This is a genomic window from Novipirellula artificiosorum, from assembly GCF_007860135.1.
GTDB classification, from domain to species: domain Bacteria; phylum Planctomycetota; class Planctomycetia; order Pirellulales; family Pirellulaceae; genus Novipirellula_A; species Novipirellula_A artificiosorum.
This window is the reverse complement of record NZ_SJPV01000004.1, coordinates 1-24499: the sequence shown is the minus strand read 5'-3', so window position 1 is coordinate 24499 and position 24499 is coordinate 1. Positions and strand designations below refer to the sequence as shown.

Here is a 24499-nt window from a genome sequence, read left to right as displayed (position 1 = left end):
AGCGCAAGCGAGTGAGTCGCTTCCGACACGACAAACACACTTGCTTGCGCTGCGTGCTTGTAAGTAGGAGATGCAAATGAACGACCGTGAATTCATAACTGGCGAACCGCTCGCCTATTTCCTTACGTGGACGAGCTACGGAACGTGGCTCCCCGGAGACGAACTCGGCTGCTGGCATGAAGGTGAGTGGCATCAAGCGAGTGAGTTATTCCGCGAGATGGCTGCCTCTGAAATGAAAGAGCCAGCGTTTGCATGATCACCCAATGACCGCGACATTGTTGAGCAAACGATCGCGAAGCATTGTGAAATCCGCGATTGGTCACTTCACGCCGTTAGCGTCAGAACGAATCACGTCCACGTTGTCACCACCGCACCAGGCTACAAACCTGAAACGGTTCGAGACCAATTAAAGACATGGTGCACTCGCAAACTCAAGCCTAAGCACTCCGGGCGAGCGAGGTTCTGGACCGAGGGCGGCAGTCGGCGTTGGATCAATCACGAGAAGGATCTAGAAGCAGCAATCGTTTACGTCATCGAAGCCCAGGATCGAAAAAGACTCGACATACAAGCACGACGCGCAAGCGAGTGAGTCATTTGCGTCACGACACACTCGCTTCCGCGTTGCGTGGGTTAGGATTCGTGATCTTTGAGAACGCTCTATAATTCCAGAATATGTTGTCTCAAACTTGTTGACACGTTCCGGTGGGGGACGTACCGGTCGCCTGAATTGTTGAAAGCACGAGGTGCCAACCCGACTTGACCGATTATGCATCTTTGGCTAAACTGCCAAATACGCATTGCCGATACCGAGAAGACCATGAACAAAAAAGAATTTGCCAAATACGAAGCCCGCGCCCAAATCTTCAAGGCGCTCGCCCATCCCGCTCGATTGCGGATCATGGATGAGCTTGCCCTGCATCAAGAACGCTGCGTTTGCGATTTGACTGCGATCATCGGATCGGACATGTCAACCGTGTCACGGCACTTGTCCGTACTCAAGAACGCTGGTTTGGTTGGCGTCGAAAAACGTGGACAAATGGTTTTTTATCGTTCGACCGTCTGTTGCCTTGCCGGATTCTCCGAGTGCGTCGAAAAGATACTGGCAAGCAACGCGGCTGAACAACGGGCGGTGCTGAACTAGCGGCCTCAGTCAGACCCGTGTTTTTTTCGCCCCTTCCTTGGCCATTACGCCAAGTAACCCACTGTGAGCCATTGGCTCAGACCCAGGATTCATCGGATGAATACGAAACAGTTGTCGATCCTTGCCTCACTCGTAGGCGTGTTCCTGTTCGCCTATTACGTCAATTTCACCAGCCCAGAGATTCAAAACGCAATCCACGAAGCGTTCTATCTGTTGCAGTGGTACGTTCGCTACCACACGCTCGCCTGCGTTGTTCCAGCCATGTTCATTGCCGGTGCCATTTCCGTCTTCTTTTCAAAGGAAGCGGTCCTACGGCATTTAGGGCCAAACGCGAACAAGGCCGAAGCCTACGGAGTGGCTTCGATCTCGGGCACCGTGTTAGCCGTTTGTTCGTGCAGCGTCCTGCCAATGTTTGCGGGTATCTATCGCGTCGGCGCCGGGCTGGGTCCGGCATCGGCTTTTCTTTATGCCGGACCAGCCATCAACGTGATGGCGATTTTCCTAACCGCTAGGGTGCTCGGCTTTGATCTCGGTATTGCCCGCATCATTGGCTCGATCGTGTTTGCGGTGATCATTGGTTTGATCATGTCGTTCCTGTTTCGCTCGGATGAAGAAGAGCGAACCGCAGCGGTGATGCAATTACCTGACCCGCCGCCAGCAAAACGAAAGTTTTGGCAGACCTCGCTGTTCTTTGTCTGCATGATCCTGTTTCTCGTATTTAGCGATTGGGCAAACCCTAGCCAAACCGAAATCGTCAAGACTGACGGCACGAAAATAAACGCCTCGGTACTGATTCGTACCGCACAAATCTATCGAGTTCAGCTTCAAGAGCCACTCGGAGATTTGCCCAAGGGCGCGAAGCTATTACTCGACGTGAAGGAAATTTCATCCGAAAAAGACCTAACGCCTGAGAATTACAAGTGGGTTGCCTGGATCTATCACCATCGTTGGTATTTTGCGGGTGCGTTGTTCTTAGCGGTGCTGGCGATGTCTTGGGGATGGTTCGATCGCCAGGAGCTTGCCGATTGGATGGCAGAAACGTGGAGTTTTTCTAAGTCGATCATTCCGCTGCTATTCGGCGGTGTTCTGCTAACAGGTTTTGTGGGTGCTTTGATTCCTGAAGAGATTGTGGCAAGCTGGGTTGGCGGCGACAGTTTTCGAGCAAACTTGGTTGCGTCCATGATCGGTGGAATGTGGTACTTCGCAACGCTGACGGAGATTCCGATCCTCGAAGCACTGCTTGGCCTTGGAATGGGGCGAGGGCCAGCGCTTTCGCTGTTGCTTGCAGGGCCAGCACTTTCGCTGCCCAGTATCGCAGTGATCTACAGCGTCATTGGATTTAAGAAAACGCTCACCTTCGTGGCTTTGACCATTGTGATGAGCACGGCAGTGGGAATGATCTTTGGTTGGTTCTTCGTTTAAGGACAACCGGCCGTTTATTAACAACAAAGAAAGGTATGTGATGAAGTTGATTCAAATTTTGGGAACGGGTTGCACTAAGTGCGAGAACTTGAAATCGAATGTCGAGCAGGCGGTTCAGCAATCTGGCGTTGAAGCCAGGATCGAAAAAGTGACGGACATCGTCAAGATCACCAGCTTTGGTGTGATGATGACACCGGCACTGGCGGTCGATGGTGAGGTGAAAGTGGTTGGAAAAGTTCCATCGCCCGACGAGATCGCCAAACTGCTTGCTTAGGGGAAACAAACCGATGGATTTGCAAAAAACTCTAAGTATCTGTCTGATCTCGTTCTTTGCAGCGACTGTCGTGGTCTTAATCGCGCGAGCGTTCGACTCACAAGCGGCAAGTCGCTTAGAGCCCCAATTGACTCGGATTGCTGACGAGCTTGAGGCGATCCGGGCCTCCGGTGGATTCGCAAGTATTCCAGTCGACGGTGTCGACAAGGTTGCGGTAAGGGACGGCCTCGTCGTCTATTACTTCTACAGCAACACACGCTGCACAACGTGCCGAGCCATCGAAGCACAAACGGAAGAAACCGTTCGTTCGGATTTCGCTGAAGAGCTACGAAGTGGAAAGGTAACTTGGAAGACGCTCAACTACGAACAAGACAGAAACGCAGATCTGGCGAGCCAATTTGAAATCATCATGCCCGTCGTCGTACTCGCTCGGTTTGAAAATGGAGCGATGGTCGATTGGAGTCGGCTGGACCAAGTTTGGGGACTGGTCAGTGACAAACCAGCCTTTGCCGAGATGATTCGCGACGCAGTGAACAAGATGCTTTCTGAGTCGCAAAACAGCGATTCAGAAACTGCTGAATCAGAAACCAAGGAGTCACAAGACCTTGATTCCATTCCATTGCCCGACAGCAATGGAATTCCGTTGCCGACCCCGTGAACGCGGAGTTAGCTTTACTTTCCAGGACCTACCAGGAGCAATATCATGTACCGTTTTGCTTTCATGACGATCGTAACGTTTTCCGCCATGCTGGGTTCCATTGCGAATGCGGCTGATCCACCAGCGGATCGAGTTTTGGCAATGTACTTCCATCGCACCGAGCGCTGCCCAACCTGCAAGATGATGGGGGCTTACTCAGAAGAAGCCGTCAAAACGGGCTTTGCCGATAAGCTGAAGGATGGCACGGTTGAGTATCGCTACATTGATTATGAAAAGAAAGAAAACGCGGAGTTAGCAAAAGCCTACAAGGTCGCTGGGCCTGCCCTAATTGTCGCGAAAATTGAAGACAAAAAAGTTGCCAAGTACAAGGACTTGAAAGACATCTGGACCAAGGTTCGCGAAAAACCTGAGTTCATCAAATACGTGCAAGAGAACGTCAAAGCTTTCACGCAGTAACTGAAGATTAGCGAAAGGTGGGCCAGTTCCTACCGGCCATACCTGACAAACCGTTTGCTCGCGATGGCCGGTAGGAACTGGCCCTACATCATTTACGATCAAGGTACGCCACCCAAAGGATTGGCAATGCTCACTTACCTACTTTACTTAATCGCGGCGTTGTATTTAGGCATCCTGACGTCGATCAGTCCATGTCCTCTCGCGACGAACATCGCTGCGATTTCGTACATCGGAAGCAAGGTTGAGAATGGTCGTTTGGTCATTCACGCTGGGCTGCTTTACACGCTCGGACGCTGCGTGCTCTACATCTCACTCGCTGGGCTACTTACTTTAACCAGTCTCTCCATCCCAGCGGTGTCTCTTTTCTTGCAAAAGTACATGCACCTGATTCTGGGACCGATCTTTCTGATACTCGGAATGTTCCTGGCTGGTTTAGTCTCGGTAACGTTTGGTGGCGGCATGATGAACGAGAAGCTTCAAAAGCGAGTCGATTCGATGGGGATCTGGGGAGCACTACTTCTGGGTATCTTATTCGCCGTTTCGTTTTGCCCGACATCAGCCACTTGGTTCTTTGGTCTCTTGGCATTGACCCTCGGTGCGGACTCAGGTGCAATCACGAGTGTGCTAAGCAGAATCGGACTCACACTGCCATCCGCGTCGGTTCCAGGCGGTTCGTTTGTACTTCCGTTGGTGTACGGCATTGGCACGGCGCTGCCTGTCTTGGTCGTCGCGTTTCTTTTGGCCTACAGCGCCAAATCGCTGGGCCAAACGTTTAAGGTGCTCACCCAAATCGAGTGGTGGGCGAGAATGACTACCGGATGGGTGTTTATCTTACTTGGTGTCTATTTCTCGCTCTCATATGTCTTCGAGGTCTCTTTCACTTTTGCTTAGGACACTTCAATCATGTCACAGATCAATCGACGCAGAGCGTTCACGTCGCTTGGAATGATCGGCGGTGCTACCCTATTCGCGGGATGCAAAGAAGCCGGTCTCGGGGTTGCGACCGCACAATCCCCCGCGGTTCCACTTTGGAACTATGTTAAGCTTAATTCGGGTGAGGTTGCCGACCGCACGTATCGCATGTATCCAGAAGGCGGGTGCATGTACAGCGTTGTTGGAGGAGTCCTAGGTGCATTGGCAGACAAGGTCGGCGAACCGTTTCGATCCTTCCCAATCGAGATGATGCGATACGGCGATGGGGGTGTTGGAGGCTGTGGTTCGCTTTGTGGTGTGATCAATGGTGGATCGGCGTTGATCGGAATGTTTCACAACGAGAAGCCAAAGGAACAGCGAGAAGCCATGATTGCCGAGTTGGTTGTCTGGTACGAGACAACACCGCTGCCACATTACAAACCGGCGAAACCGGAATGGGCAAACGACGCGATACCCAGCATATCGGGTTCCATTTTGTGTCATCTTTCGACAGGCAAGTGGTGTGAAGCGAGCGGATGTGAAGCGTTCAGTATGGAAAAGAAGGAGCGTTGCCGACGTCTTGCTGCCGATGGAGCAAGCAAACTTGTCGAGTTGCTCAACCATGACTTTGATGGCGTTCCAATATTGGGCGAGCTGACTCCGAAGGTGCAGTCATGCATTGATTGCCATGGCAAGCAGGAGATGGGCAACGCCATGGTAAAAATGAACTGCGCGAGTTGCCATTCGTTTGAAGGCGAACATCCATAATGCGAATCCCTACCTCCTTGTTGACTCATGGGGCACGATCTACATTCCAAAGTTGTGCTGCGCACCGTGGGGCTCGACCGGAGTGACGGTCGGTTTGGGCCGCGTCTTACCTCGCGGCCAGAATAGAACCGAATTGCCGGGCCCCGTCTCGATGCCGTAGACGCCCTTCCCGTCTTTGCTAACTTGAGCCCCTTTCGAGGCGATCCATTGGGCATCGGCGATTTCCGGTTCCACCTCCACGCGACCTCCGGCTTCGGACCGGATCAAAACCCATTGCGTTTTGCCTCGCTCACGACGGGCGCTGACCAGAAAGGCACCCTCTCCTCGGAGTTGATGGAATTGGACGTCCGGCCATTCGGTGGGCACAGCGGGAAAGACACGTAGCCGCCCGCCCCAACTCTGCAATAGCATCTCCTGCATTGCGGTGGCACCGTGCAGCGGCGTTTCCATTACGGGCAGGCCGATTTCCGAATAGAAGGTATTGGGCTGCAAGAAGGACTTGAGTCCATTCAGGAATTCCAGTGCCTGGTCGCCGTCGCCGAGCAGCGCGGCCATGCACGCTCCTGCTGTGAAGGAATAGCCCATGGCCCGTCCGAAGCTGTGCCAGTGGGTCAGGCTGCGATCAATGAGCTCTCGATCGGCTGGGATGTCGGGTGCGAGAGTGCGCAATGGATAGATCGCCAGCAGATGCGACCAATGGCGGTGTCTGCCGGTCAACTTGACATCACGGCCAATCATGCGCCCGGTCGCTTCATCAACATGCACCGGGACGAGCTTACGTTGGATTTCTTTCCAGGCGGGAATCAACGGTTCATCCTTCTCGGCAAGGTCCCTTTCATCAGCCAGTTCGATCAACCGTCCGACGCCCCAATGCAAGAGGTCAATATCGTAGGTGCAGTCCGTCGCTCTTCGGTATTCGGGGCTGTAAGTTTCCGGCAGACTCAACTGACCTTCATCGTTTTCCACCAGGAAGTGACGATAGTAGTTGACGGCCCGTGCCAGCAGCGGGAAAAGCACGTGGTCCCGGAGTTGCATATCCTGCCAATAGCGGTACTCCAGGTCAACGTTATGCAGCGCCCACAGCAGGTTACCGCATTCTCTACCTATGTTGCCATCCATCGGCTCGCGTCCGTCGGGTTGGCCTGCCTGCCCCAGAAGATCCCAACCGGAACTGCTACGGCCGATGGCGTAGGAATCGGCGCGATAGGGCTCGGCCACATTCAGGGACAGGTTTTCACGGTTGATATCGAGCCGATGGCTCATCGCCGACACCATGCCGCGACGGTTAGCCACGTATCCGCCGCTATGCGATAGTTGGGCATTGAGATTCCACCAGATTGCGGCCCAAGCGGTGGGCTGTAGCCAGGGACCTTGGTTATCGATGATCCACCCTTTGTCGCGAGTGGCACAAGCAAGCTTGTATTGCTGGATCCAATAGAACGAATCCCAATAGGCATCGCCAACCGAAACGAAGCTTTGCGGATAATAGTTGTGCCACCAATTGCGGTGGGCCTGCAGCCAAACGTTTTGGTCGGCTTCTGCGGCGGCATTCACCGCCGCGACGGCTTCATCCAAGGCTTCATTGCCGGGGAAGCTGTGCTGAACGCTCAACCACAGACGCGTGGAGCCGCCCACCTCTTTCTGCAGCCAAGCCACTGCGGTCTGTCCTCCCGCATACAGGTGCTGCACCGCGGTTTGCACACCGTTGTCAAGCATTGAAAGCACGGGCGACGGATTGGCTGGAACTCGCAACTCATTGCGAGGAACGCGTAACGTTGTGCCGCGTACCGCGCGGGGGTTGCGTGCCTGTTCCGCGACATAGACGAACTTTGCTCCCTTGAGTTTCTCCGTGGCGGTCAGATCGAAGCGCATGACCGGTTCGGTGGCGTGTACCAGCGCTGCCCACTCGGCCGTGCCGCCCTTGGAAGTGAGCGTGCCCGTTGCTTCGGCATCCCATAACGAAAGACGTGATGTCCCTCCGGTCAGATCGACCGGCAGCTCCAGCCGCAGATGGCCAATGAAGTGCCGCCCGCGGTTGAGAACCACTACGTTTTTTTCGGCAAGGTCATCCTCATCCATTGGTCGGTGGTCGTGGGCGGCCGAGCAACCGACATCCCATCGCAGCGTTCGATCATCCAATTGATACATCAGCGTGCCCTGCTCCCCGTTGCCCAGGAAGGGGCCCTCGAACCACGTGCCGGGAAGCTTCTCCCATCGCATCTCCTGCGCGGCCATAAAATCGGGCCAGTCCACAGCGTCAGGGAGGGGCGACCCGTTTACCGGTTCAACCGGTATCTCCCCTGCCTGAAGCGACGTAACCAAGATCAGTAGCGCTGCCAGTGCGACGTTTGTGTAGATCTGTTTCATGGGGGGCCTCACCTATATTTTTTGTGATGGCGTAGCATACACTGCGGGTGGAAAGAAGCGAAATCGATGGACTGGATTGCTGATTGCGAGTGATGGGCCGAACGAATCATGAACGGAACAGCCGATGCTCTGCCAGACCTTTCCTTTGACGATGGCGATGACGAGCGGACTTTCGACCCGTTCGCCTGGTATTTGTCCAAGACGATCTGGGGATTCCGCGTCGTCCGGCCTTGGGTCGATCTTGGCATCAGCAAGAAAATCAGCAAAGATGAGTGGCTACACGTTTCCCCGTGTGATTCTCGGACTACCACGAAGTGCGATGGTGGAACTGCTGCATGCGTCCGACAATGAAGGTTTTCAAGCGTTTATACCACCCCCGCGAAACGGTTGCCGTTCCGCCTCAACAATGGACTTGCCATGAAGACGATTATTCTCCGTTGCACTCTTTTTTCGTGCAGTCTTGTTTGCCTCTGCCAAGCTCTCCTCGCAGACCATCCCGTCCGCTTCTATGTTCGGGTTCTGGCTCACGACGGCAACGAAGGTTGTGACGTCGCAGACATTGACGGCGATGGAAAACTCGACATCGTTGCGGGTCGCAATTGGTACCGCAATGGCGAGTGGACCCCCCGGGCGATGCGAATCATCGAAGACAACAATGGCTATGTTCGAAGCAACGGCGATTCGATCTATGACGTGAACGCCGACGGACGTCCTGATGTCGTTTCGATTGACTTTCTCGGCAGCGAAGTCTACTGGTACGAAAATCCAGGCGGCGAACCCTTGATGCAGGGTTACCTTTGGCCAAAGCACTTGCTCGGGGATACCGAGTGGGCCAACAACGAAGTCAGCTACCTGATCGACCTGAACCAGGACGGCAAGCCCGAGTTCATTTCGAACCAGTGGGTGAATAAGAACCCGATGCTTGCGTTCAGTTTCACCAAGGAGACTCGACAGATTGAGGTCACCGAAGGACGCAAAACAGAATGGGTTGAGAAGGAGATACCCACGTTGATCAAAAACAAAATCGGCGAAGTCAATGGACACGGAATCGGTTTTGGTGATGTTAACGACGACGGTCGCGATGACATCGTGTTCGGAAACGGTTGGTACGAGTGCCCCGAAGGCGATCGATTGGCCGGCGTTTGGAAATACCATCCTGATTGGGAAAAGAAACACGCCGCGTGTCCGATGCTGGTGTTCGACGTTGATGGCGATGGTGTGACCGATGTCATCAACAGCGTCGCTCATGGCTATGGAATCCACTGGTGGCGTGGCTTGGGGCCCGGTGACGACGGCAAGTTGCAGTTTGAAGAACACTTGATCGACGATTCGTTCTCTCAGCCGCACTGCTTGGCCCTTGCCGATTTCGACGGCGATGGCACCCAGGAATTGATCACCGGCAAACGCGTTCGTGCTCACAATGGCAAGGACCCCGGTGGTTTGGAGCCTCCCGTTATGAAGTACTACGTCTGGGATCAGGAATCCAAGTCGTTTGAAGTGTTCCCGATCGTCGAAAGCACCGTAGGCATCGGATTGCAGATACGAACGGCCGACCTGGATGATGATGGGGATGTCGACATCGTCGTAGCCGGGAAAGAAGGAACGCAAATTCTATTCAACGCACGATTGCATCAACGCTGAAAAGGAAACGCCCTGATGAAACGGATTCAGAAGCCTCATGAATCCCAGGGACCATGAAAATCAACCGTTGAAGTGGCGAATTTGTTTTTGCGATCACGGTCTTCACGATCGCGTTTGGGGATTCCCCCGTCGTCTTTGCTCAGCTTGACGCGTCTACCACGCAAGGCCGCCAAGCGACCTTACGGATCCAGCGGCTTCCCTACCGAACGATCTACCATTCAACCGCTGCGATCAACTCCCAGCGCGAATTGAAGCTGATTCACACCACCATCGATGGTAAAGGATCGCGTCACCGGATCGATGGCTTCCATTTCATCAAACGAAATCGCATCTAGATCGTTCTATTCAAAACGGATCTCAACAGCGAATCGGATTCCGGTAAACTGCCGCGGGTCAGGGTTTGCATGTCTGGCGGTGTGACGGTTAAGGGAAAAAAGCGAATCCGCGCTTCGCCGCCGGCGGTACGGGATCTATCTAAAGAGACACTTCGAATCTCAAGTCCTGGAGCACCTCTTCCCATGATCACTCAATCCTCGGGTCCTCGCAGCCAATCGATGTTGTTGCCTCGAATCAAGCCCCTCGCCGTCCTGGCGTCGATCTTCATCTTCTCCGCCGTCGCTCGCGCAGGTTACACCGTGCTCAGCGGGGCCCCGGTCACACAGGGGCAAATGCGGGTTGCGGAAGATGATTTTGATCAACTTAAAGCTAAGCTGCCGGCCCCCAGTCCATGCTTTACTTTGAAAGAGACTCGCGTGGAAGCCGACATCTCGGGGGTGCTGGCCCGAGTTCGCGTTTCTCAGGTGTTTAAGAATCCCCATTCCGACCGCCTGGAAGCGTTGTACGTGTTTCCGCTGCCTGAAAACTGCGCGGTCGACGCCTATTCCTTTCAGATCGGAGAGCGTTTGATTGTCGGGGAGGTAAAACGGAAAGACGAAGCACGACGCGAATATGAACAAGCCCGAGACGAGGGGCGAAAGGCGGCGTTATTGGAGCAGGAACGGGCCAACGTGTTTTCTCAGTCGGTGGCCAATATCCCTCCTGATAGCGAAGTAATTGTAAACATCGAGTACGTGCATCCGCTGGAGATCGACGAAGATCGTTACGTCTTTCGATTTCCGATGGTCGTCGGTCCCCGCTATATCCCTGGAACTTCGTTGAGTCGGCCGAATGTCGGTCGCGGTTGGGCAAGCGATACCGATCAAGTCCCCGACGCGTCGCGAATCACGCCCGACTTTCTTCCTGAAGGAATGCGAAACGGCAATGACGTGTTTGTCTCGGTGAAGGTTGACGCGGCGATGCCGATTCAGGAGATCGTTCCGGTCACACACGAATTAGACATTCAACAGACGTCGGAAACCCATGCGGTCGCCACGTTGAAGAATCAGTCGACGATCGCCGACAAGGACTTTATCATCGAATACCGTTTGGCCGGTGAGGAGAGCACCTTAGCGTCGTTAGTTCACCGCCAATCCGATGCAGACGATGGCTACGTGATGCTGGCTTTGCAACCAAAGTGGTCCATCAAGCCGGTGGAAATCACGCCTCGCGAGGTGATCCTGGTTCTGGATACGAGCGGATCGATGAACGGGCCGGCGATCAGCCAATTGCGTTTGTTTGCCGACCATGTGCTGGATCATCTGAACCCACAAGATGAGTTTCGAATCATCGCGTTTAGTAATCACGCGACTGCTTTTCGGCCGAATCCGATCGTGGCAAGTGACGCCAATGTCCAGGCCGGAAAGCAATTCGTACGCGGTCTGCGTGCGAGCGGCGGAACAAGATTGCTGTCGGCACTGCAAGTGGCGCTCGAGGGCAACGGTGACGAATCGGTTCGCCCTCGCTACATGGTTCTGATGACGGATGCGCTTGTTGGCAACGATCATTCGATTCTTCGTTACCTTCAGCAACCAGAGTTTCAAGATGCTCGCGTGTTTCCCATCGCATTTGGGGCTGCACCGAATGATTACCTGATCCGCCGGGCGGCCGAGATGGGGCGAGGATTTTCGATGCAAGTCACCAACCAAGACAATTCGCCAGAGATCGCTCGGCGTTTCAACGAACTTACCAACCAACCCTACATGACGGATCTGCAAATCGACTGGGGAGGACTTGTCGTCAAAGACCAAGTTCCTTCGCGACTTCCGGATCTGTATGCCGGAAAACCACTGATCGTTTTGGGCCGTTACGACACGCCAGCGTCAGGCACGATCACATTGAAAGGCAATGTGCTGGGGCAAGCTGTCCAAATGGGACTCGACTTGGACCTTCCGCAGCAAGCGGCAGCTCACGACTCGATCGGTCCGGTTTGGGCACGCCAACGGATTCGACAGATTTGGAATCGCGACGTTGGACATGAAACTCCGCAAGGGCGTGCTGAGATCACCGAGTTGGGGCTGAAGCATCAACTGATGACGCAATACACGTCATTCATCGCCGTCGAAAAAGAGCTCGCCGACACTCCTCAGGGTCAACTCGTCCGCGAGACCGTGCCGGTGATGATGCCTGAAGGGATGACGGAGCAATCGGTCGGTCGCTCCCGCGCCGTCGCGAAGCCGGTCCGGATCGCTCAGCAAGCTGATTTACGAGTCGCTACGGAGGCAGCACCGCGACCGTCGGCTGATGCCAACTCGCCGCCCGCGATGCCCACATCGTCAAGGCCGTCCGCGAAATCGTCGACGTCGCACACTCCGTCCGGGGGAAGCGCGCCTGCGAGTGGAGGTACATCGCGAAGTGGTTCGGGCGGTTCCGGTGGCGGTGGCCCAATCGGCCCAATCACCGCGATCTTCTCGCTAGGCGGAGCGGGTGCTGCCGCGATGATGCGGCGCCGAAACGCTCGAAACACGACGGAGCGCACACGATGAGTGCTGGCGAATCCCTGTTTGCAACGCTTCCCCAACAGAACGATGCATCTCTTCCAAGAATGTGCCACAGGGGAAGCAGTAGGTTCAACCCTTATCTTGTGACGACGATCGTTTCGGCAATTGCCATCCTGGCGTCCCTCTTCCCGAGCCTGGCCGATGGGTTGCAGTTGGACTTTGCACGCGTCGCTGACGGTCAATGGTGGCGTCTTCTTTCCGGTCACCTCACACACTTTGGCAGCCAGCATTTGTTTTGGGACCTGTTGATGTTTGTGGTGTTGGGCGCCGCCTGTGAACGACAACATCCAAGGCTATTTCCAGTCTCGTTGATCGTGATGGCGCTGGGGATATCGGTGGCGGTCACCTTCGCGTGCAAAGATGTCTCCGGTTACCGGGGTCTGAGCGGGATCGACACGGGACTCTTTGTTTGGTTTATCGGCGATCAGATTCGACAAAGCCTTAGCGATTGCGATCGAATGTTTGCGGGCTTTTGGACGACGGCGGCAACGTTGTTGGTCGGGAAGCTTCTGTTTGAATTCGTTACAGGCGACGTGCTGTTTGTCGACGCCGACGGTTTCAAGCCGTTGATTGAGTCTCATCTGGTAGGCGCCGCATTCGGCGTCTTGTTCGCGGGCGTGGGGATCTTGGCGGGGGAAGCGGGCGCAGCGAATATGTCAACCTAAGGCTCAATGTCTCAGAGCAAGCCTACTTCGACCAGACCTTCCCGATAAGCAAGATTGATAAACTGAAGAACTAGAGAATAACGATACCCAGCAAAAGCTGGCCCATCATCCTGCGAAAGTATGGCCCGCTCGAACCGTGACTCAACACGGCCCGGCGCCCGAGCCAAATCGAATTGGCGAGAAGCGATTCGTACGGCGTTGGCATACGGGAGTGACCTGGAAGCAACCTCACTTGGTCACGGTTCTCCGATGCTGGACATCGTCGATTCACAATCAACGGAAGTGATTTGGAGCGCCGCCGCCATTTCTGATATGTTGGTCGATGTCCACGATGCCGAGAAAGAGCGTCGCAATCGACGAAATGCCGCGACGCCAAATGGGAGCGTGCCATTTTCAAGTCCCTTGGCCGCCAATTCTCGATCAAGCAACACTCCGGTCTGGAACGATGAGCCTTCGCCACGACAGCCTGTTAAACAAGCATTTTCGCGAGACGCGAGGTCAAGTCCGAGGCCTGCTGCTGAAGATTTGGGGAGGCGGCTTCCTTGTCGTGCTGATCGGGTTCGCACTGGCGTGGTTCTTCATCCAGCCAGCGCCACCGCGGACGATCGTGATGGCGACCGGTTCGCAGGAGGGTGCGTATTTCCAATTCGCCAAAGATTATGCGGACTTTCTGCGGAATCAAGGCATTGAGCTCGAACTGCGTCCGACTGCTGGATCGCTCCAGAACTATCAGTTATTGCAATCGGATCCCCAAGTGGATTTGGCCATCGTGCAAGGTGGGACTGCGCCCGACGACGTGCGTGGCGCGAGTGATATCGAATCGCTGGCGAGCTTGTACTTCGAACCGGTTTGGGTCTTTTACCGGGGTGACGAAACCTATTCCGACCTGCGTGGGCTGCGCGATAAGAGAATCGCCATCGGACGCGTCGATAGCGGAACCGACTCGATGGCAATGCTATTGCTTGGCGAAAACGGCATCGATGCTTCTTCGGGTGCGACATTTGTGCATGTGGGCGGTCTCGACGCAATGCGGCAACTGAAGCTCGGTCAGGTCGACGCGGCTTTTTTTGTCACCTCCCCACACTCGAAACTGATTCGCGAGTTGATCGGCATGGAGAATGTTCGTTTGCTGAGCTTCGATCGACATGCGGCCTATGCCAGACGCCATCCCTTCTTGACATCGGTGACATTAGAGCGTGGCGTCATCGACCTACAACGAGATTTCCCACGCTCCGATGTGCTCCTGATCGCACCGGCTGCGAATCTGGTGGCAACGAGCGCGCTACACGATGCCTTGATCCCGCTTCTACTTCGCGCAGCGAACGAGACGCATCGCCGCGATGGCAGCTTGCTCCAACGGGGACGGTTGCCTTCGACCGAGTTTGTCGAGTTCCCGTTGAATGAGTCGGCACGCATGTACTTCGATGACGGTCCTCCCTTTCTGCAAAAGTACTTGCCCTTTTGGATCGCCTCAGCCGTTGACCGTGGCAAGATTTTGTTATTGCCGGCCTTGACGTTGCTACTTCCCCTGTTTCGTGTCGCGCCGCCCCTGTACCGTTGGCGGATTCGCTCTCGCATTTATCGCTGGTACGAAATCTTGCGAGGAATCGAGTCCGACCTGCGATCTCAGGCGGACGACGATACGTTACAAAAACACGCGACCACACTCTCCGCCATGGAGGGTGAACTTGACGAGCTGCGCAGCGTACCGCTGGCCTACATGCAAGAGTTCTACAACCTACGGTTGCACGTCGAGTTTGTTGAACGCCGAGTGAAGCGAGTCCTTCGCGACACCGAATCGAAGACACCTAGCGAGGATGAATGAGCCGAAGGCCAATTGTGATCGTTGATATTCACAATACGCATTCAGACCACCCCGTTCGATGAGCCCCGATACCCAACCCATTCTGTGCTCGACGCGATTGTGAATGAACAAACAGAATGGTCACCAGAATGAACATTCCGTAACTGTTCACGGCTTTCAACCGCAAACCGTTACCGTTCCTTTTCGTGTATAGTCATGGGGCTCGTATTGCCTTCCGAATTCTGGAGTTTGAAATGAAAAGAACCGCACAGATCGGTTTGTTGATTGTCGCATTACTGGGTGTCGATGCCGTTGCGATGGAGGGGGCAAGACAGGGTTACGGCATATCGAGCTGGGCAGGATGGAAGCCCGGACAGGTATCGCGAGCAGAGTGTCCGGAGCTGCGCAGCGTACCCCTTATTCTCAGATGGAGCCAGATTGAGCCGGCGCCCGGGAACTACGCGTTCGATAAGTATCTCGGTGAGCCACTCAAAGCGGCGCATGACGATGATCTGTACGTCACGTTAATGATCTGGGTCAGACCCGGGACACCAGAATGGGTTTTCGACAGGGGCGTTCCAAAGGTCTACACCGATCGTGATGTCGATCCGCTTGGCCAAAAGATGGATAGGGAGGACAACCTTCATCCCTACTATCTTAATCCGGAATACAAGAAACGGTTCTTCTCGCTCGTCGACGCATTCGGGGCCTATATCAAGGACTTAGCGCCGGAGTATCGCAAGCGAATCGTTTTCGTGCAAAGTGCGGAAGGTTCTACCGGTGACGGCCAACCCTACAAGGGCAACCCGCTGGAGGAACAATACGTCATCTCGAAGGATGCCTGGAACGCCTACCGTAAGGAAACGTGGATCCGCTATCAGAAATCTCTTCCCGATATTCCCGTTTTGGTCAACTCCGATGCAAACACCGCGGAGGAGACGTCGTGGCTGCTGGAGAACATGGAGACCATCGCGCTGAAGCAAGGTATGTTCAGCCACGGCTACCACGTCAGTGACAACAACCAGCGACTGAAGAATTTCGAAACGATCGAAGCTGCGGCCAAGAAGCGTGGCATCCCCGTTCTAACCCGAGGGGAAATGGACGGCGAGATGTTCGTCTACGGCTGGTCAACCCGCAACATACCGCAAGCACTCTATTGGTCGGGGCTGTTTGCCACGCACTGCCGACTCGACATTTGGAACATTCCCTCTATGGCGCTCAAGGACGAAGCCAACCTACCTGCCTTCAGATTTTTCAACCGCTATGCGGGACATCTCGATCCCGCCACTTCGCCGCGAGCCTTCTGCGCCCTTCGTGACGGTCTCGACGCTTCCGACTTTCAACGGTTCCCCGCCGATACGTTTGGCGGCAAGCCGGGAAAGAAACGGGATATGCAGCGTTACCTTCGCATTGCCAAAGTCTATGCTCCACAAGGCGCGCGAATGGACGATCCCGAAAAGGCGATCGGTGGCGGGATGCTCAACCGAAAACGCAACGGATCGAATGACGTGGGTTGGGGCATCTGGCCGAGTAACTATTGCCGGTTTTTGACGCAGATCGATCCAGGGTCCGGCGACATCGGCCTGTGGAATATTGATGATTCCATCTATGGGCGTTTCGCCCGTTCATTTGATCACGCATCCGGCAAGACGCAATTGCGATTCAAACTCGATGAGGCGTTCCTGGCCACGACCGTCAAGGTGAACGTCACCTATCTCGACAGGGGGACTGGATCCTGGTCGATTGGGCTTCCGGGTCAGTCCGGAAGAACCCATGTCCAGAATACCGACGGCGGTGTCTGGAAAACCCAAACAATCGAGCTGACCGATGTCGCGGAACTTGTACTGAAGCATGAAGCAGGAGACGACACCGTCTTCCATATGATCGCGGTAGAGAGGACCGAATGAAAATTGGAAAGGAGATGAAATTCAGAGCATCGCGGTGTAGATTGTCCTGGTGGCGACACAACAAGACCAGTCATCGTCGGCTTGGAAAGCGGAAGCACGAGATCACATTCTCCCCCCACCCACTTACACGAGAAAACCGGCAGAGAGTCCGTGGAGACAAGAAAATGTATCGAGCCGTATTGGCCTCAATCATCCTAATGTGGACGATTCCCGTTTCGGATGCGACGGAAGGGCCATCGAGTCATTCGACAAGCAAACGCTACAACGTGCTCTTTGTCGCGATCGACGACCTGAACGACTGGGTCGGCTGTTTCGGCGGCAATACGCAGGTCAAGACGCCGAATCTCGACAAACTGGCCTCCGAAGGGGGGATGGTGATGACAAATGCGTACGCACCCGCCACAGTCTGCTGCCCGTCGCGGTCGGCGCTATTGACCGGGGTGCATGCACATAGAACGGGTGTCTACGGCAACAAGAACAACCTGAAGAATGCCCCCAAGGCAAGGGACCTAGTGACCTTGCCAGAGTACTTCAGCCAACACGGCTACCACACACTTTCGATGGGAAAGATCTTTCATCGGCATCCGCTTCCTGGAGAAAATGGAAGCCACAAGTCCGACGCAGGCCAGTGGGCGTTTGACGAGTACCACAACACACTTGGCGGCATCGGTCCGGCGAGCAAGGAGCGACCCGTCAATGGCCTACCGAATCTGCCCAGCGAGAAGCCCTCGTACCACTATCACGCATTCGACTGGGGACCGACAGCCCTGAACGACGCGGCCGAGATGCTGGACTACAAGACGGCCAGTTGGGCCGCGGAACAGTTGCAGACGCGTGACTTCGACGGCAAGCCCTTCTTCATGGCGATCGGGATCAGCAAGCCGCACCTGACGTGGTACGTGCCGCAAAAGTACTTCGACATGTATCCCTTGGACAAGATCGTGTTGCCGAAAACATTAGCAACCGATCTGGATGACATCCTCGACCACAATGGGAAACGCGTCTATGAACCAAGCACGGCATGGCTGCGGGCAGAAAAGAATGGAAGACACAAGGAGGCCGTACAGGCGTACCTGGCTACGATCACTTTCGTGGATGATTGCATCGGCGTCCTGCTCCGTGGCCTTGCTCAGAGCAGGTATGCGGACAACACCATTGTGATGCTGTGGGGCGACCATGGTTGGTTCCTGGGCGAAAAATTACGTTACGGGAAGACCCAGCTTTGGCAGGAATCGTGCCGCGTTCCGCTGATGGTCAAGGTGCCTGGGGTCACTCCTAAGGACAAGCAATGCACGGGTGTGGTGAACCTGATCGATCTGTATCCGACCCTGATCGAGCTTTGCGACCTGCCAGAGAACCCGGTGATTGACGGGCGTAGTTTCGCACCGCTACTTCAAAACCCGGACATGGAGTGGAATCACCCCTCTTTGACCAACGGATGCTCGCCCGGTTTCTACCGCGTGTACGATGGGCGGTACAGCTACATCAGCAATCGACAGCGCGGCGCCGAGGAACTCTACGACCACGAGAGGGATCCGATGGAATGGACCAACCTCGCCAGCAACTCCGAATTCGCCGGGATCAAGTCGCGAATGAAGGCTCTCATGCCGAAAACCGATGAGCCCAAATCACCAGAGAATCCAGATGGATAGGGAAACAAAGTATCCTGGGGGCGGTAACTGCTCAATCACCAAGTTTCGGAGTCATGAAGATGAGATACGCGTTTCTGTGGATTGGATTGGCATCGGCCCTGGTGACGGCTACGGCGCGCGGCGACGACTGGGTAACGGTCAAGCCAAAGGAGTTTGCGGGCGCGATCAACAATCCGCTCAAAGGGTTCCGTAGCTATCACGTCGACGGGTACGGTCTGCTGCACCGACAATACATCGGCTGGAACGCCCTTGAGCTGAGTGCCGATGATTCCGTTGAGCGCATCATCGCTCGTACCAACGAAATCACTCGTCTTGGAGGTAAGAGTTTCGGCGAATTGAATGTCAAATTGGTGCCACGCGTCTACCTCGACTGGGACGGCACATTGGGCGCGGCGGACCGCCCCAAGCAGCACTGGCCTGCGGACATGGCTGAGTTTGACTACGACAGCGCGGCTTTTCAAGCACGCCTAGAGCGTTTGATCGCGAAGCTGGGAGAGGCATGGGACAACGATCCGCGCATCTTCGCTATCCAGATGGGACTGATCGGCTACTGGGGTGAACATCACACCCCGGCCCCGACCCAGTCACAGCGCCGGCTGTTGGTCGCTGCCTTCAAAAAGGCGTTCAAGAACAAGCCGATCCTCGTAAGGCACACCGACGCAGAGTTCGTGGAAGCGGGGTTCGGAATCTATTACGATACCTTCGCCAACTTGAGCCGTGAGCCGCCACACGGGGATCCGCATCAGCTTCCCTGGCAAGCGACGCATGTCTACCCGAACCTTTGGAAACACGCGCCCATCGAGGGCGAGGTCGAGTACAACTGGCAGAAGGAGCGAAAGGACGCTGATCCTGAGGGCACATTCGGACGCACGCCTGAGGATACGATGACGGTGCCTGCCTACCGCCGCTATATGATCGACAAGATTCGCCGTTATCACACGACCTATCTGGGGTGGATATCGAACTATATGCCATCCGATCCGGCTGTGCTTGAGGGCGCGGCCGAATTGCAGAAGGCATTCGGGTATCGGTTTGTGATCGACTCGGTGAGTTACCCCGTGGCGAGACAACCGGGTGGGGACCTGCCTGTTCAGATCACCGTCCGGAACACCGGAAGCGCCCCGTTCTACTTGGACTGGCCCTTGGCCGTGGCCCTTCTCAATCCAAAAAACAGGCAACCGGTATGGTCCGGCCCGCTCAACGGGATCGATGTTCGTCGTTGGCTGCCTGGCGAAGACTGGGACAGCGACGCCTTTGCCTACCAAATTCCGGCGAAACAGTCCCATGCGTCCGGCAGCGCAAAGCTTCCAGAGGAAATACCCACTGGGGAGTTCATTCTCGCCATCGCGATCCTTGACCGTGAAGGCGGCATGGTGCCCAGCGTCCGCTTCGCTATTGAGAACTACGTTACCGGAGGTTGGCATCCGATCGGGTTGATCGGCATCGGTGTCACACCAAAGGACACGGCGATCAAGGGCTTTTCGTTCGACAGCCCCGCCTTTGACCACACGCTTTCCTACCAAGTCTCGGACGCGTTGCTGTCCATTCAGCCGCCACCAGCACCAAAGGTCACTCCCGTCCCACGCTGGTCGCCCGATCCCGAGGTGGAACTGATCAATCCGTGGCGCTATTGGGTGCTAACCAAGCGATCGGACACCCTCGACAAGCGCGGCAGCGCGGACGGTCCGACAGATGGGCCCGCCGGACGACGGGTCATCAGCGTGGAGGGCCAGTTCGGGAACGGAAGCAATCTCAGCTATACGTTTTTCGACCGCGGGACGCTCGACCCCGGCCGCTATCGGTTTGCGTGTCGCATCAAGGGGACCAGCGGGTTGACTGTGCGGTTCGATGTCGCCGACGGCTGGCGAGGTGTCATCGACGGAGTCAAGTTGCCGCTGTCAACGCAGTGGCGTCAGCATCAGTTTGATTTTGACGTTGAGGTCGGTTTTGAAAACGAGACACGCCTTCGATGGAGTCTACCAGCCGATGCCACGGGCGAGTTCCACTTGACTGACCCACATCTGCGGAGAATCGATTGAGCGAACAGCCCGCAGCAGCGAGTCGTCAGGCACCCGCTGATAGCGGTGAACAAGCCGTGCGGACGCATTGAGGCGTCTCCGTCAAAATGATTCATCGGGCGACCAGGCGTCAGACCACTCCATGGCAAATCCGTTTTCGGTGAAAACAATCGGCAGCCAGTAGTATCGTCCATCAATCGGGTTCTTAGGTCGCCACTCATCAAACATCGCTACGAATGCATCCTTCTTGCCCGGCATGGGCAAGACAAAAGTGCTCTGTCCTCCGAAAGTTTTCTCCGGTCCAAGATTGTTCTGCGGATTGGTTCCTCGGCATGGATTCCCCAGCGGTTCATAAGGACCGAAAATGGTATCGGCAACAAATGATCGAGCCTCATTGGGAGCCCAGCCGGTGCATCCAGAAGACAACAGATAGTACTTCCCGTCGCGATTAAAAATCGCGGGGGCCTCGTTTTTGCCACCGGGTTGTACGCGAGCCCATTGGCCGCTGTGGCTCAGGTAGTCGTCCGACAATCGGCTGATATGCAGTGTCTGATTTTCTTCGGATGCGAAAAGATGATAGGCCGTTGCATCATCATCCACAAACAACGTCATGTCGCGACAGAACTGACCCGTCGAGAAGTCTCTGCGGTAAATTTCCAGTCGGTTATCCTCATCATGCCAGTGCGTCATGAAAGTCTTGTAGGTGTTGGAGTCCTGCTCACCCGGCGCGAATTCTTGCCCCATCAAGCCCTTATGCTCTTGCTCGAAACGGGCCATCGCTTTGGCATCGGTCACCTCCTGGGTTGCGTTCAGCGGCCACGTCCCCGCATTGGGACGCAGACTATGAAGGAAGGTGAACGGCCCGGTCGGCGAATCGGCGACCGCCACTCCGGCACGCGCCGAACTGTAGCCACATCCGATCAGTTCCAGATGAAACCACATCACATACTTTCCGGTCTTGCGGTTGTAAATCACCTTTGGGCGCTCCAACACGCACCCTTTGAAGATATCGCTCTTCGGATTGTCCGAAACCTGCAGAGCAATCCCCTCGTCTTTCCAGCGTTTCAAATCCTTTGACGAATAGACGTGCACGCCGACCTGCGCGCGGTTTCCGGAGGGTCCGGCCACCTTATGCTCGCCGTACCAGAAATAGGTGCCTTGATGGAATAACACACCGCCGCCATGAGCATTCACATGCACGCCGTTGTTGTCTGGCCATAAACTGCCTGAATCGATAAAAAGGTCCTCAGCTCTCGCGTTTGCCGCCAATACCGCCAAGCTGATGGTTCCATACAGCATACAAACAGCACCACACCGCAAGCTCTTCATCACAATCATTTCCTTTTCATTTAGTTAGTTTGCATTCGATTTTCGCGTGTCCGCTTCCTTCTGAAAGACACGCACATAGTCGATTTCATACCGTGTTGGGAAAGTGGTTTTCGACGGGTCACCGCCAGACTTGCCGCCGATGGCGAGATTCAGCAATAGGTAATGGGGTTGTTGGAAGGGGTTGGTCGGACCGCGATCCGTTACGTTGATGGTCTCCGTCAGGTCGATCGTATTGAGCAGCATGTCGTCAACATAAAGCTCGATGCTGCTGCTGTCCCAATCCATTCGCCAAACGTGGAACTTCTCGTCCCACTTTGGGTCTGCGAACGACATGACCGGTTTCTTGCTTTCATCCCACTTCACTCTTCCTCGTGTGTTACCGCCCCAGCAAGCATTGGCAAGTAGACACCCACCATAGAACTCCATCAGGTCGATCTCACCGTTGCTGGGCCATCGTCCATTGACACCCAGAAACCAAATCGCTGGCCACAATCCTTCTTGAGTTTTGATCCTCGCTTTGACCTCGAAACGTCCGTACTTCCAACTGTGAAGTCCCTTGGTGATGAGACACGACGAAGTGTATTGGATGTTTTCTCTTTTCTCCTTCCAGTTCCCACTACCCGTTTTGCAGCTCGGATTCGGTTTGACTTCTCTGCGACCTTCGACAACGAGCATTCCGTTATTACAGATCGTGTTGTCGCGTTGAATACAGAACACACGTTCTACGTAGCCATTTAGAACCTATCCGAAAAGGGGTCTGACCCTTTGTCGACCAACGTTTCGATTGCTCAGAAACTCGTTGTTTTCCAATGGAATCGCTACCGATACGCTCAGCCCAAGAGAGGGTCAGACCCCTTTTCGGATGGGTTCTAAGCTCGACTTTTTCCGTTTCTGCAGGAGGTCGTTGCGAAGAAAAAGTAGGGCAAGAAGAGTATGTTCCGCGTGATTCTATCTCGAAGTCCAAAAAGAAACCCCAGAAAAACACGCTCGTTCGACCGGGGCCCAGCGAGAAACTCTTCCCTCCCTGACCCAGTTATTTCCCGCACGCTGCTTAGGATCGATCGGGAAATTACTTTCGGACTTGAACATTGAGATAGGCTTCCACCATTTCTTCCGCACGTCCCGAGCGATTTGATTCCAAATCGCCGCATTGCTGCGGCAGGAGGCATTACCGCGAAGCGGTTAGATTCCATAGCCTAGGGTCGACGCGAAGCGGCGCACCCTAGGGCCACGGTGTCGACGTCGTTCTCATACGCTGCAAGCGTTGTACAGTGACATCAACGACAGATGGGGAGGCCACTGCCAATGGGCTTCCGATTGGGGCGTCGATGCCGTCAATTGTAAAACCTCTTCGAGGTATGCTGCCAAATGCGGTCGGTGACCCAGGGTGCGCTATCGCGACCCTGGGCTTCGGAATCTAACCCCTGTCGGGGTAGGAATCGGTTGGTAGCAACCGCATGAAGATAGGCTAATCTGGAAGCCACGGACACGACAAAAACAGACACTTAGTTTCCGCTCGATCCTAAGAAAACCGCCAGCCTGGATACGATCACCCACCCATTCCGTGGGAGGGCCAAAAGGAAAAAGTCGAGCTTAGCAAGCTTATCACCAGGCTCCACTTTCGTTTATGTCGCCAGGAATTTGCACCACACAGTGACTTTTATAACCGGCTCTTCCACAGAATGGGTGGGTCATCGAAACCTGGCTGGCGGTTTTGCGAGGAATGCTGGCGGAAAAAACAATGGGAATGCGGAGGATGGATTGTTCGAGAATATCGAACCCAACCGGCCAAGCCTTGACAATCCCGCGACGATTCTCGACCTCGTTAACCATCCGATTCCATCGAAGTACCAAGGCGCAGCGCTAACGCCCTTCGTGAATGGCGTCGAGCTATTGCCCGACCGCGAAGTCGATCCGACGCAACTGGTCGATGTGGCGGTCGATCCCGAATACAAAGCGATGCTCGGCAGACGACGAGAAAAGTGCATGAACTACAAAGACAAATACACTCGACCAGGTCGCGTCGAAGAGTAGCTGGACAGCGCCGCGTTGCGGGCAATTTAACGTAAACTGCCGAATCAATCTCGGATTGAGCGGCTAGACGCTAGCTCGCCGGTATTTCATGGTCCTAAACGGCCCGCTAGCGTCTTGCCGCTCATCAAGTGGCGCTGTCCAGCTAGTGAACCACTGAGACACTGCTCGCGCACGCTATTCTCGATGACGGGAATCCGAAGGAATCGCCACTGACATCAGCATCGTGGTTGTGGAGAACCCTAGCGCGCGAGCCAAAGGAATGATGTTCGTTTCGCGACCAGGTTGCTTCGTAGGCATACAGGTCGGTGGGCCGTTTCCAAGTTTTTGCTGCAAAACGAAATCGAAAACGCGTTTGGCACGGCAATCGCGTTTGCAAGGGTTCACTCGCCGGGCAGTGTTGTTCACCGCCGCGATACAAACCATGACACCTTTGGAGATTGCCATGTTAGGGACCGTCCGCAAATAAAGTATCGAACTGCTATAGGAGAAAAACACCTATTTCGTCGATAATGCGTTGATGCAAGACGCACATATTATTGAAGGACTAGAACTTAAGTTTAATTCTCTCGTCGGGG

At 54.9% G+C, this 24499-nt stretch carries 21 protein-coding genes; 18 read left to right on the top strand and 3 right to left on the bottom strand.

Annotation, left to right across the window (positions count from 1 at the left end; genetic code table 11):
* The first annotated feature begins 76 nt into the window (after positions 1–76).
* The 9 genes from Poly41_RS12635 to Poly41_RS12595 all read left to right on the top strand — a co-directional run bounded on the left by Poly41_RS12635 (position 77) and on the right by Poly41_RS12595 (position 5631).
* Complete coding sequence (locus Poly41_RS12635) at positions 77–256, top strand: hypothetical protein (RefSeq protein ID WP_146526560.1); 180 nt, start codon at positions 77–79, stop codon at positions 254–256.
* Between the two features lie 18 nt (positions 257–274).
* On the top strand, positions 275–589 hold the full coding sequence (locus Poly41_RS35675; RefSeq protein WP_146527097.1) for a transposase: 315 nt from the start codon (positions 275–277) through the stop codon (positions 587–589).
* A 228-nt stretch (positions 590–817) separates the two neighbouring features.
* Positions 818–1141 carry an ArsR/SmtB family transcription factor gene (locus Poly41_RS12625; RefSeq protein WP_146526559.1) on the top strand — a complete coding sequence of 108 codons (324 nt, stop codon included), beginning with the start codon at positions 818–820 and terminating at the stop codon, positions 1139–1141.
* A gap of 96 nt (positions 1142–1237) precedes the next feature.
* Positions 1238–2563 (top strand): permease, encoded by a 1326-nt coding sequence (locus Poly41_RS12620; protein WP_146526558.1) that lies wholly within the window; start codon positions 1238–1240, stop codon positions 2561–2563.
* A 40-nt stretch (positions 2564–2603) separates the two neighbouring features.
* Positions 2604–2837 (top strand): thioredoxin family protein, encoded by a 234-nt coding sequence (locus Poly41_RS12615; protein WP_146526557.1) that lies wholly within the window; start codon positions 2604–2606, stop codon positions 2835–2837.
* Positions 2838–2850: 13 nt separating this feature from the next.
* Positions 2851–3495 carry a nitrophenyl compound nitroreductase subunit ArsF family protein gene (locus Poly41_RS12610; RefSeq protein WP_146526556.1) on the top strand — a complete coding sequence of 215 codons (645 nt, stop codon included), beginning with the start codon at positions 2851–2853 and terminating at the stop codon, positions 3493–3495.
* Between the two features lie 45 nt (positions 3496–3540).
* A complete protein-coding gene (locus Poly41_RS12605; protein ID WP_146526555.1) occupies positions 3541–3951 on the top strand; it encodes a nitrophenyl compound nitroreductase subunit ArsF family protein in 411 nt (136 codons plus the stop codon).
* Between the two features lie 63 nt (positions 3952–4014).
* Entirely contained in the window at positions 4015–4842 is an 828-nt protein-coding gene (locus Poly41_RS12600; RefSeq protein ID WP_231615628.1) for an aromatic aminobenezylarsenical efflux permease ArsG family transporter, read from the top strand.
* A gap of 12 nt (positions 4843–4854) precedes the next feature.
* Positions 4855–5631: a C-GCAxxG-C-C family protein gene (locus tag Poly41_RS12595; RefSeq protein ID WP_146526554.1), complete on the top strand. Its 777-nt coding sequence runs from the start codon at positions 4855–4857 to the stop codon at positions 5629–5631.
* A 39-nt stretch (positions 5632–5670) separates the two neighbouring features.
* On the opposite strand, the gene Poly41_RS12590 is transcribed toward Poly41_RS12595, so the two are convergent.
* Positions 5671–7998: a glycosyl hydrolase family 95 catalytic domain-containing protein gene (locus Poly41_RS12590; protein ID WP_146526553.1), complete on the bottom strand. Its 2328-nt coding sequence runs from the start codon at positions 7996–7998 to the stop codon at positions 5671–5673.
* Between the two features lie 108 nt (positions 7999–8106).
* Here Poly41_RS12590 and Poly41_RS12585 point away from each other — a divergent pair, with 108 nt between their 5' ends.
* From Poly41_RS12585 to Poly41_RS12550, 8 genes are all read left to right on the top strand, one after another.
* Complete coding sequence (locus Poly41_RS12585; protein ID WP_146526552.1) at positions 8107–8349, top strand: hypothetical protein; 243 nt, start codon at positions 8107–8109, stop codon at positions 8347–8349.
* A 66-nt stretch (positions 8350–8415) separates the two neighbouring features.
* A complete protein-coding gene (locus Poly41_RS12580; RefSeq protein WP_146526551.1) occupies positions 8416–9639 on the top strand; it encodes an FG-GAP repeat domain-containing protein in 1224 nt (407 codons plus the stop codon).
* 518 nt (positions 9640–10157) lie between these two features.
* Positions 10158–12500: a VIT domain-containing protein gene (locus tag Poly41_RS12575; RefSeq protein WP_146526550.1), complete on the top strand. Its 2343-nt coding sequence runs from the start codon at positions 10158–10160 to the stop codon at positions 12498–12500.
* Positions 12497–13180, top strand: coding sequence for a rhombosortase (gene rrtA, locus Poly41_RS12570; RefSeq protein WP_146526549.1), 684 nt, complete (start codon positions 12497–12499; stop codon positions 13178–13180). Before Poly41_RS12575 ends, rrtA begins: the two co-directional genes overlap by 4 nt.
* A 445-nt stretch (positions 13181–13625) precedes the next feature.
* Complete coding sequence (locus Poly41_RS12565) at positions 13626–15005, top strand: TAXI family TRAP transporter solute-binding subunit (RefSeq protein ID WP_231615627.1); 1380 nt, start codon at positions 13626–13628, stop codon at positions 15003–15005.
* Positions 15006–15238: 233 nt separating this feature from the next.
* Positions 15239–16891, top strand: coding sequence for a hypothetical protein (locus Poly41_RS12560; RefSeq protein WP_146526547.1), 1653 nt, complete (start codon positions 15239–15241; stop codon positions 16889–16891).
* A 164-nt stretch (positions 16892–17055) separates the two neighbouring features.
* A complete protein-coding gene (locus Poly41_RS12555; protein WP_146526546.1) occupies positions 17056–18543 on the top strand; it encodes a sulfatase in 1488 nt (495 codons plus the stop codon).
* 59 nt (positions 18544–18602) lie between these two features.
* Positions 18603–20582, top strand: coding sequence for a DUF4832 domain-containing protein (locus Poly41_RS12550; RefSeq protein WP_197231282.1), 1980 nt, complete (start codon positions 18603–18605; stop codon positions 20580–20582).
* A gap of 81 nt (positions 20583–20663) precedes the next feature.
* Here the strand turns inward: Poly41_RS12550 and Poly41_RS12545 are convergent, their stop codons facing one another.
* Together Poly41_RS12545 and Poly41_RS12540 are read right to left on the bottom strand one after the other, a co-directional pair.
* Entirely contained in the window at positions 20664–21890 is a 1227-nt protein-coding gene (locus Poly41_RS12545; RefSeq protein WP_197231281.1) for a glycoside hydrolase family 43 protein, read from the bottom strand.
* A gap of 24 nt (positions 21891–21914) precedes the next feature.
* Positions 21915–22607, bottom strand: a complete 693-nt coding sequence (locus Poly41_RS12540; protein ID WP_231615626.1) for a glycoside hydrolase family 16 protein — start codon at positions 22605–22607, stop codon at positions 21915–21917.
* Between the two features lie 969 nt (positions 22608–23576).
* Here Poly41_RS12540 and Poly41_RS12535 point away from each other — a divergent pair.
* Complete coding sequence (locus Poly41_RS12535) at positions 23577–23924, top strand: alkaline phosphatase family protein (RefSeq protein WP_197231280.1); 348 nt, start codon at positions 23577–23579, stop codon at positions 23922–23924.
* The last annotated feature ends 575 nt before the right edge of the window (positions 23925–24499 follow it).

Bases quoted from the DNA above. Each gene is read 5' to 3' on its own strand.
- Poly41_RS12595 (WP_146526554.1), top strand. From the start codon at position 4,855: ATGTCACAGATCAATCGACGCAGAGCGTTCACGTCGCTTGGAATGATC.
- Poly41_RS12610 (WP_146526556.1), top strand. From the start codon at position 2,851: ATGGATTTGCAAAAAACTCTAAGTATCTGTCTGATCTCGTTCTTTGCA.
- Poly41_RS12560 (WP_146526547.1), top strand. From the start codon at position 15,239: ATGAAAAGAACCGCACAGATCGGTTTGTTGATTGTCGCATTACTGGGT.
- Poly41_RS12545 (WP_197231281.1), bottom strand. From the start codon at position 21,890: ATGAAGAGCTTGCGGTGTGGTGCTGTTTGTATGCTGTATGGAACCATC.
- Poly41_RS12620 (WP_146526558.1), top strand. From the start codon at position 1,238: ATGAATACGAAACAGTTGTCGATCCTTGCCTCACTCGTAGGCGTGTTC.
- Poly41_RS12615 (WP_146526557.1), top strand. From the start codon at position 2,604: ATGAAGTTGATTCAAATTTTGGGAACGGGTTGCACTAAGTGCGAGAAC.
- Poly41_RS12585 (WP_146526552.1), top strand. From the start codon at position 8,107: ATGAACGGAACAGCCGATGCTCTGCCAGACCTTTCCTTTGACGATGGC.
- Poly41_RS12605 (WP_146526555.1), top strand. From the start codon at position 3,541: ATGTACCGTTTTGCTTTCATGACGATCGTAACGTTTTCCGCCATGCTG.
- rrtA (WP_146526549.1), top strand. From the start codon at position 12,497: ATGAGTGCTGGCGAATCCCTGTTTGCAACGCTTCCCCAACAGAACGAT.
- Poly41_RS12580 (WP_146526551.1), top strand. From the start codon at position 8,416: ATGAAGACGATTATTCTCCGTTGCACTCTTTTTTCGTGCAGTCTTGTT.
- Poly41_RS12550 (WP_197231282.1), top strand. From the start codon at position 18,603: ATGAGATACGCGTTTCTGTGGATTGGATTGGCATCGGCCCTGGTGACG.
- Poly41_RS12575 (WP_146526550.1), top strand. From the start codon at position 10,158: ATGATCACTCAATCCTCGGGTCCTCGCAGCCAATCGATGTTGTTGCCT.
- Poly41_RS12625 (WP_146526559.1), top strand. From the start codon at position 818: ATGAACAAAAAAGAATTTGCCAAATACGAAGCCCGCGCCCAAATCTTC.
- Poly41_RS12590 (WP_146526553.1), bottom strand. From the start codon at position 7,998: ATGAAACAGATCTACACAAACGTCGCACTGGCAGCGCTACTGATCTTG.
- Poly41_RS12600 (WP_231615628.1), top strand. From the start codon at position 4,015: ATGGCCGGTAGGAACTGGCCCTACATCATTTACGATCAAGGTACGCCA.
- Poly41_RS12565 (WP_231615627.1), top strand. From the start codon at position 13,626: ATGAGCCTTCGCCACGACAGCCTGTTAAACAAGCATTTTCGCGAGACG.
- Poly41_RS12635 (WP_146526560.1), top strand. From the start codon at position 77: ATGAACGACCGTGAATTCATAACTGGCGAACCGCTCGCCTATTTCCTT.
- Poly41_RS12555 (WP_146526546.1), top strand. From the start codon at position 17,056: ATGTATCGAGCCGTATTGGCCTCAATCATCCTAATGTGGACGATTCCC.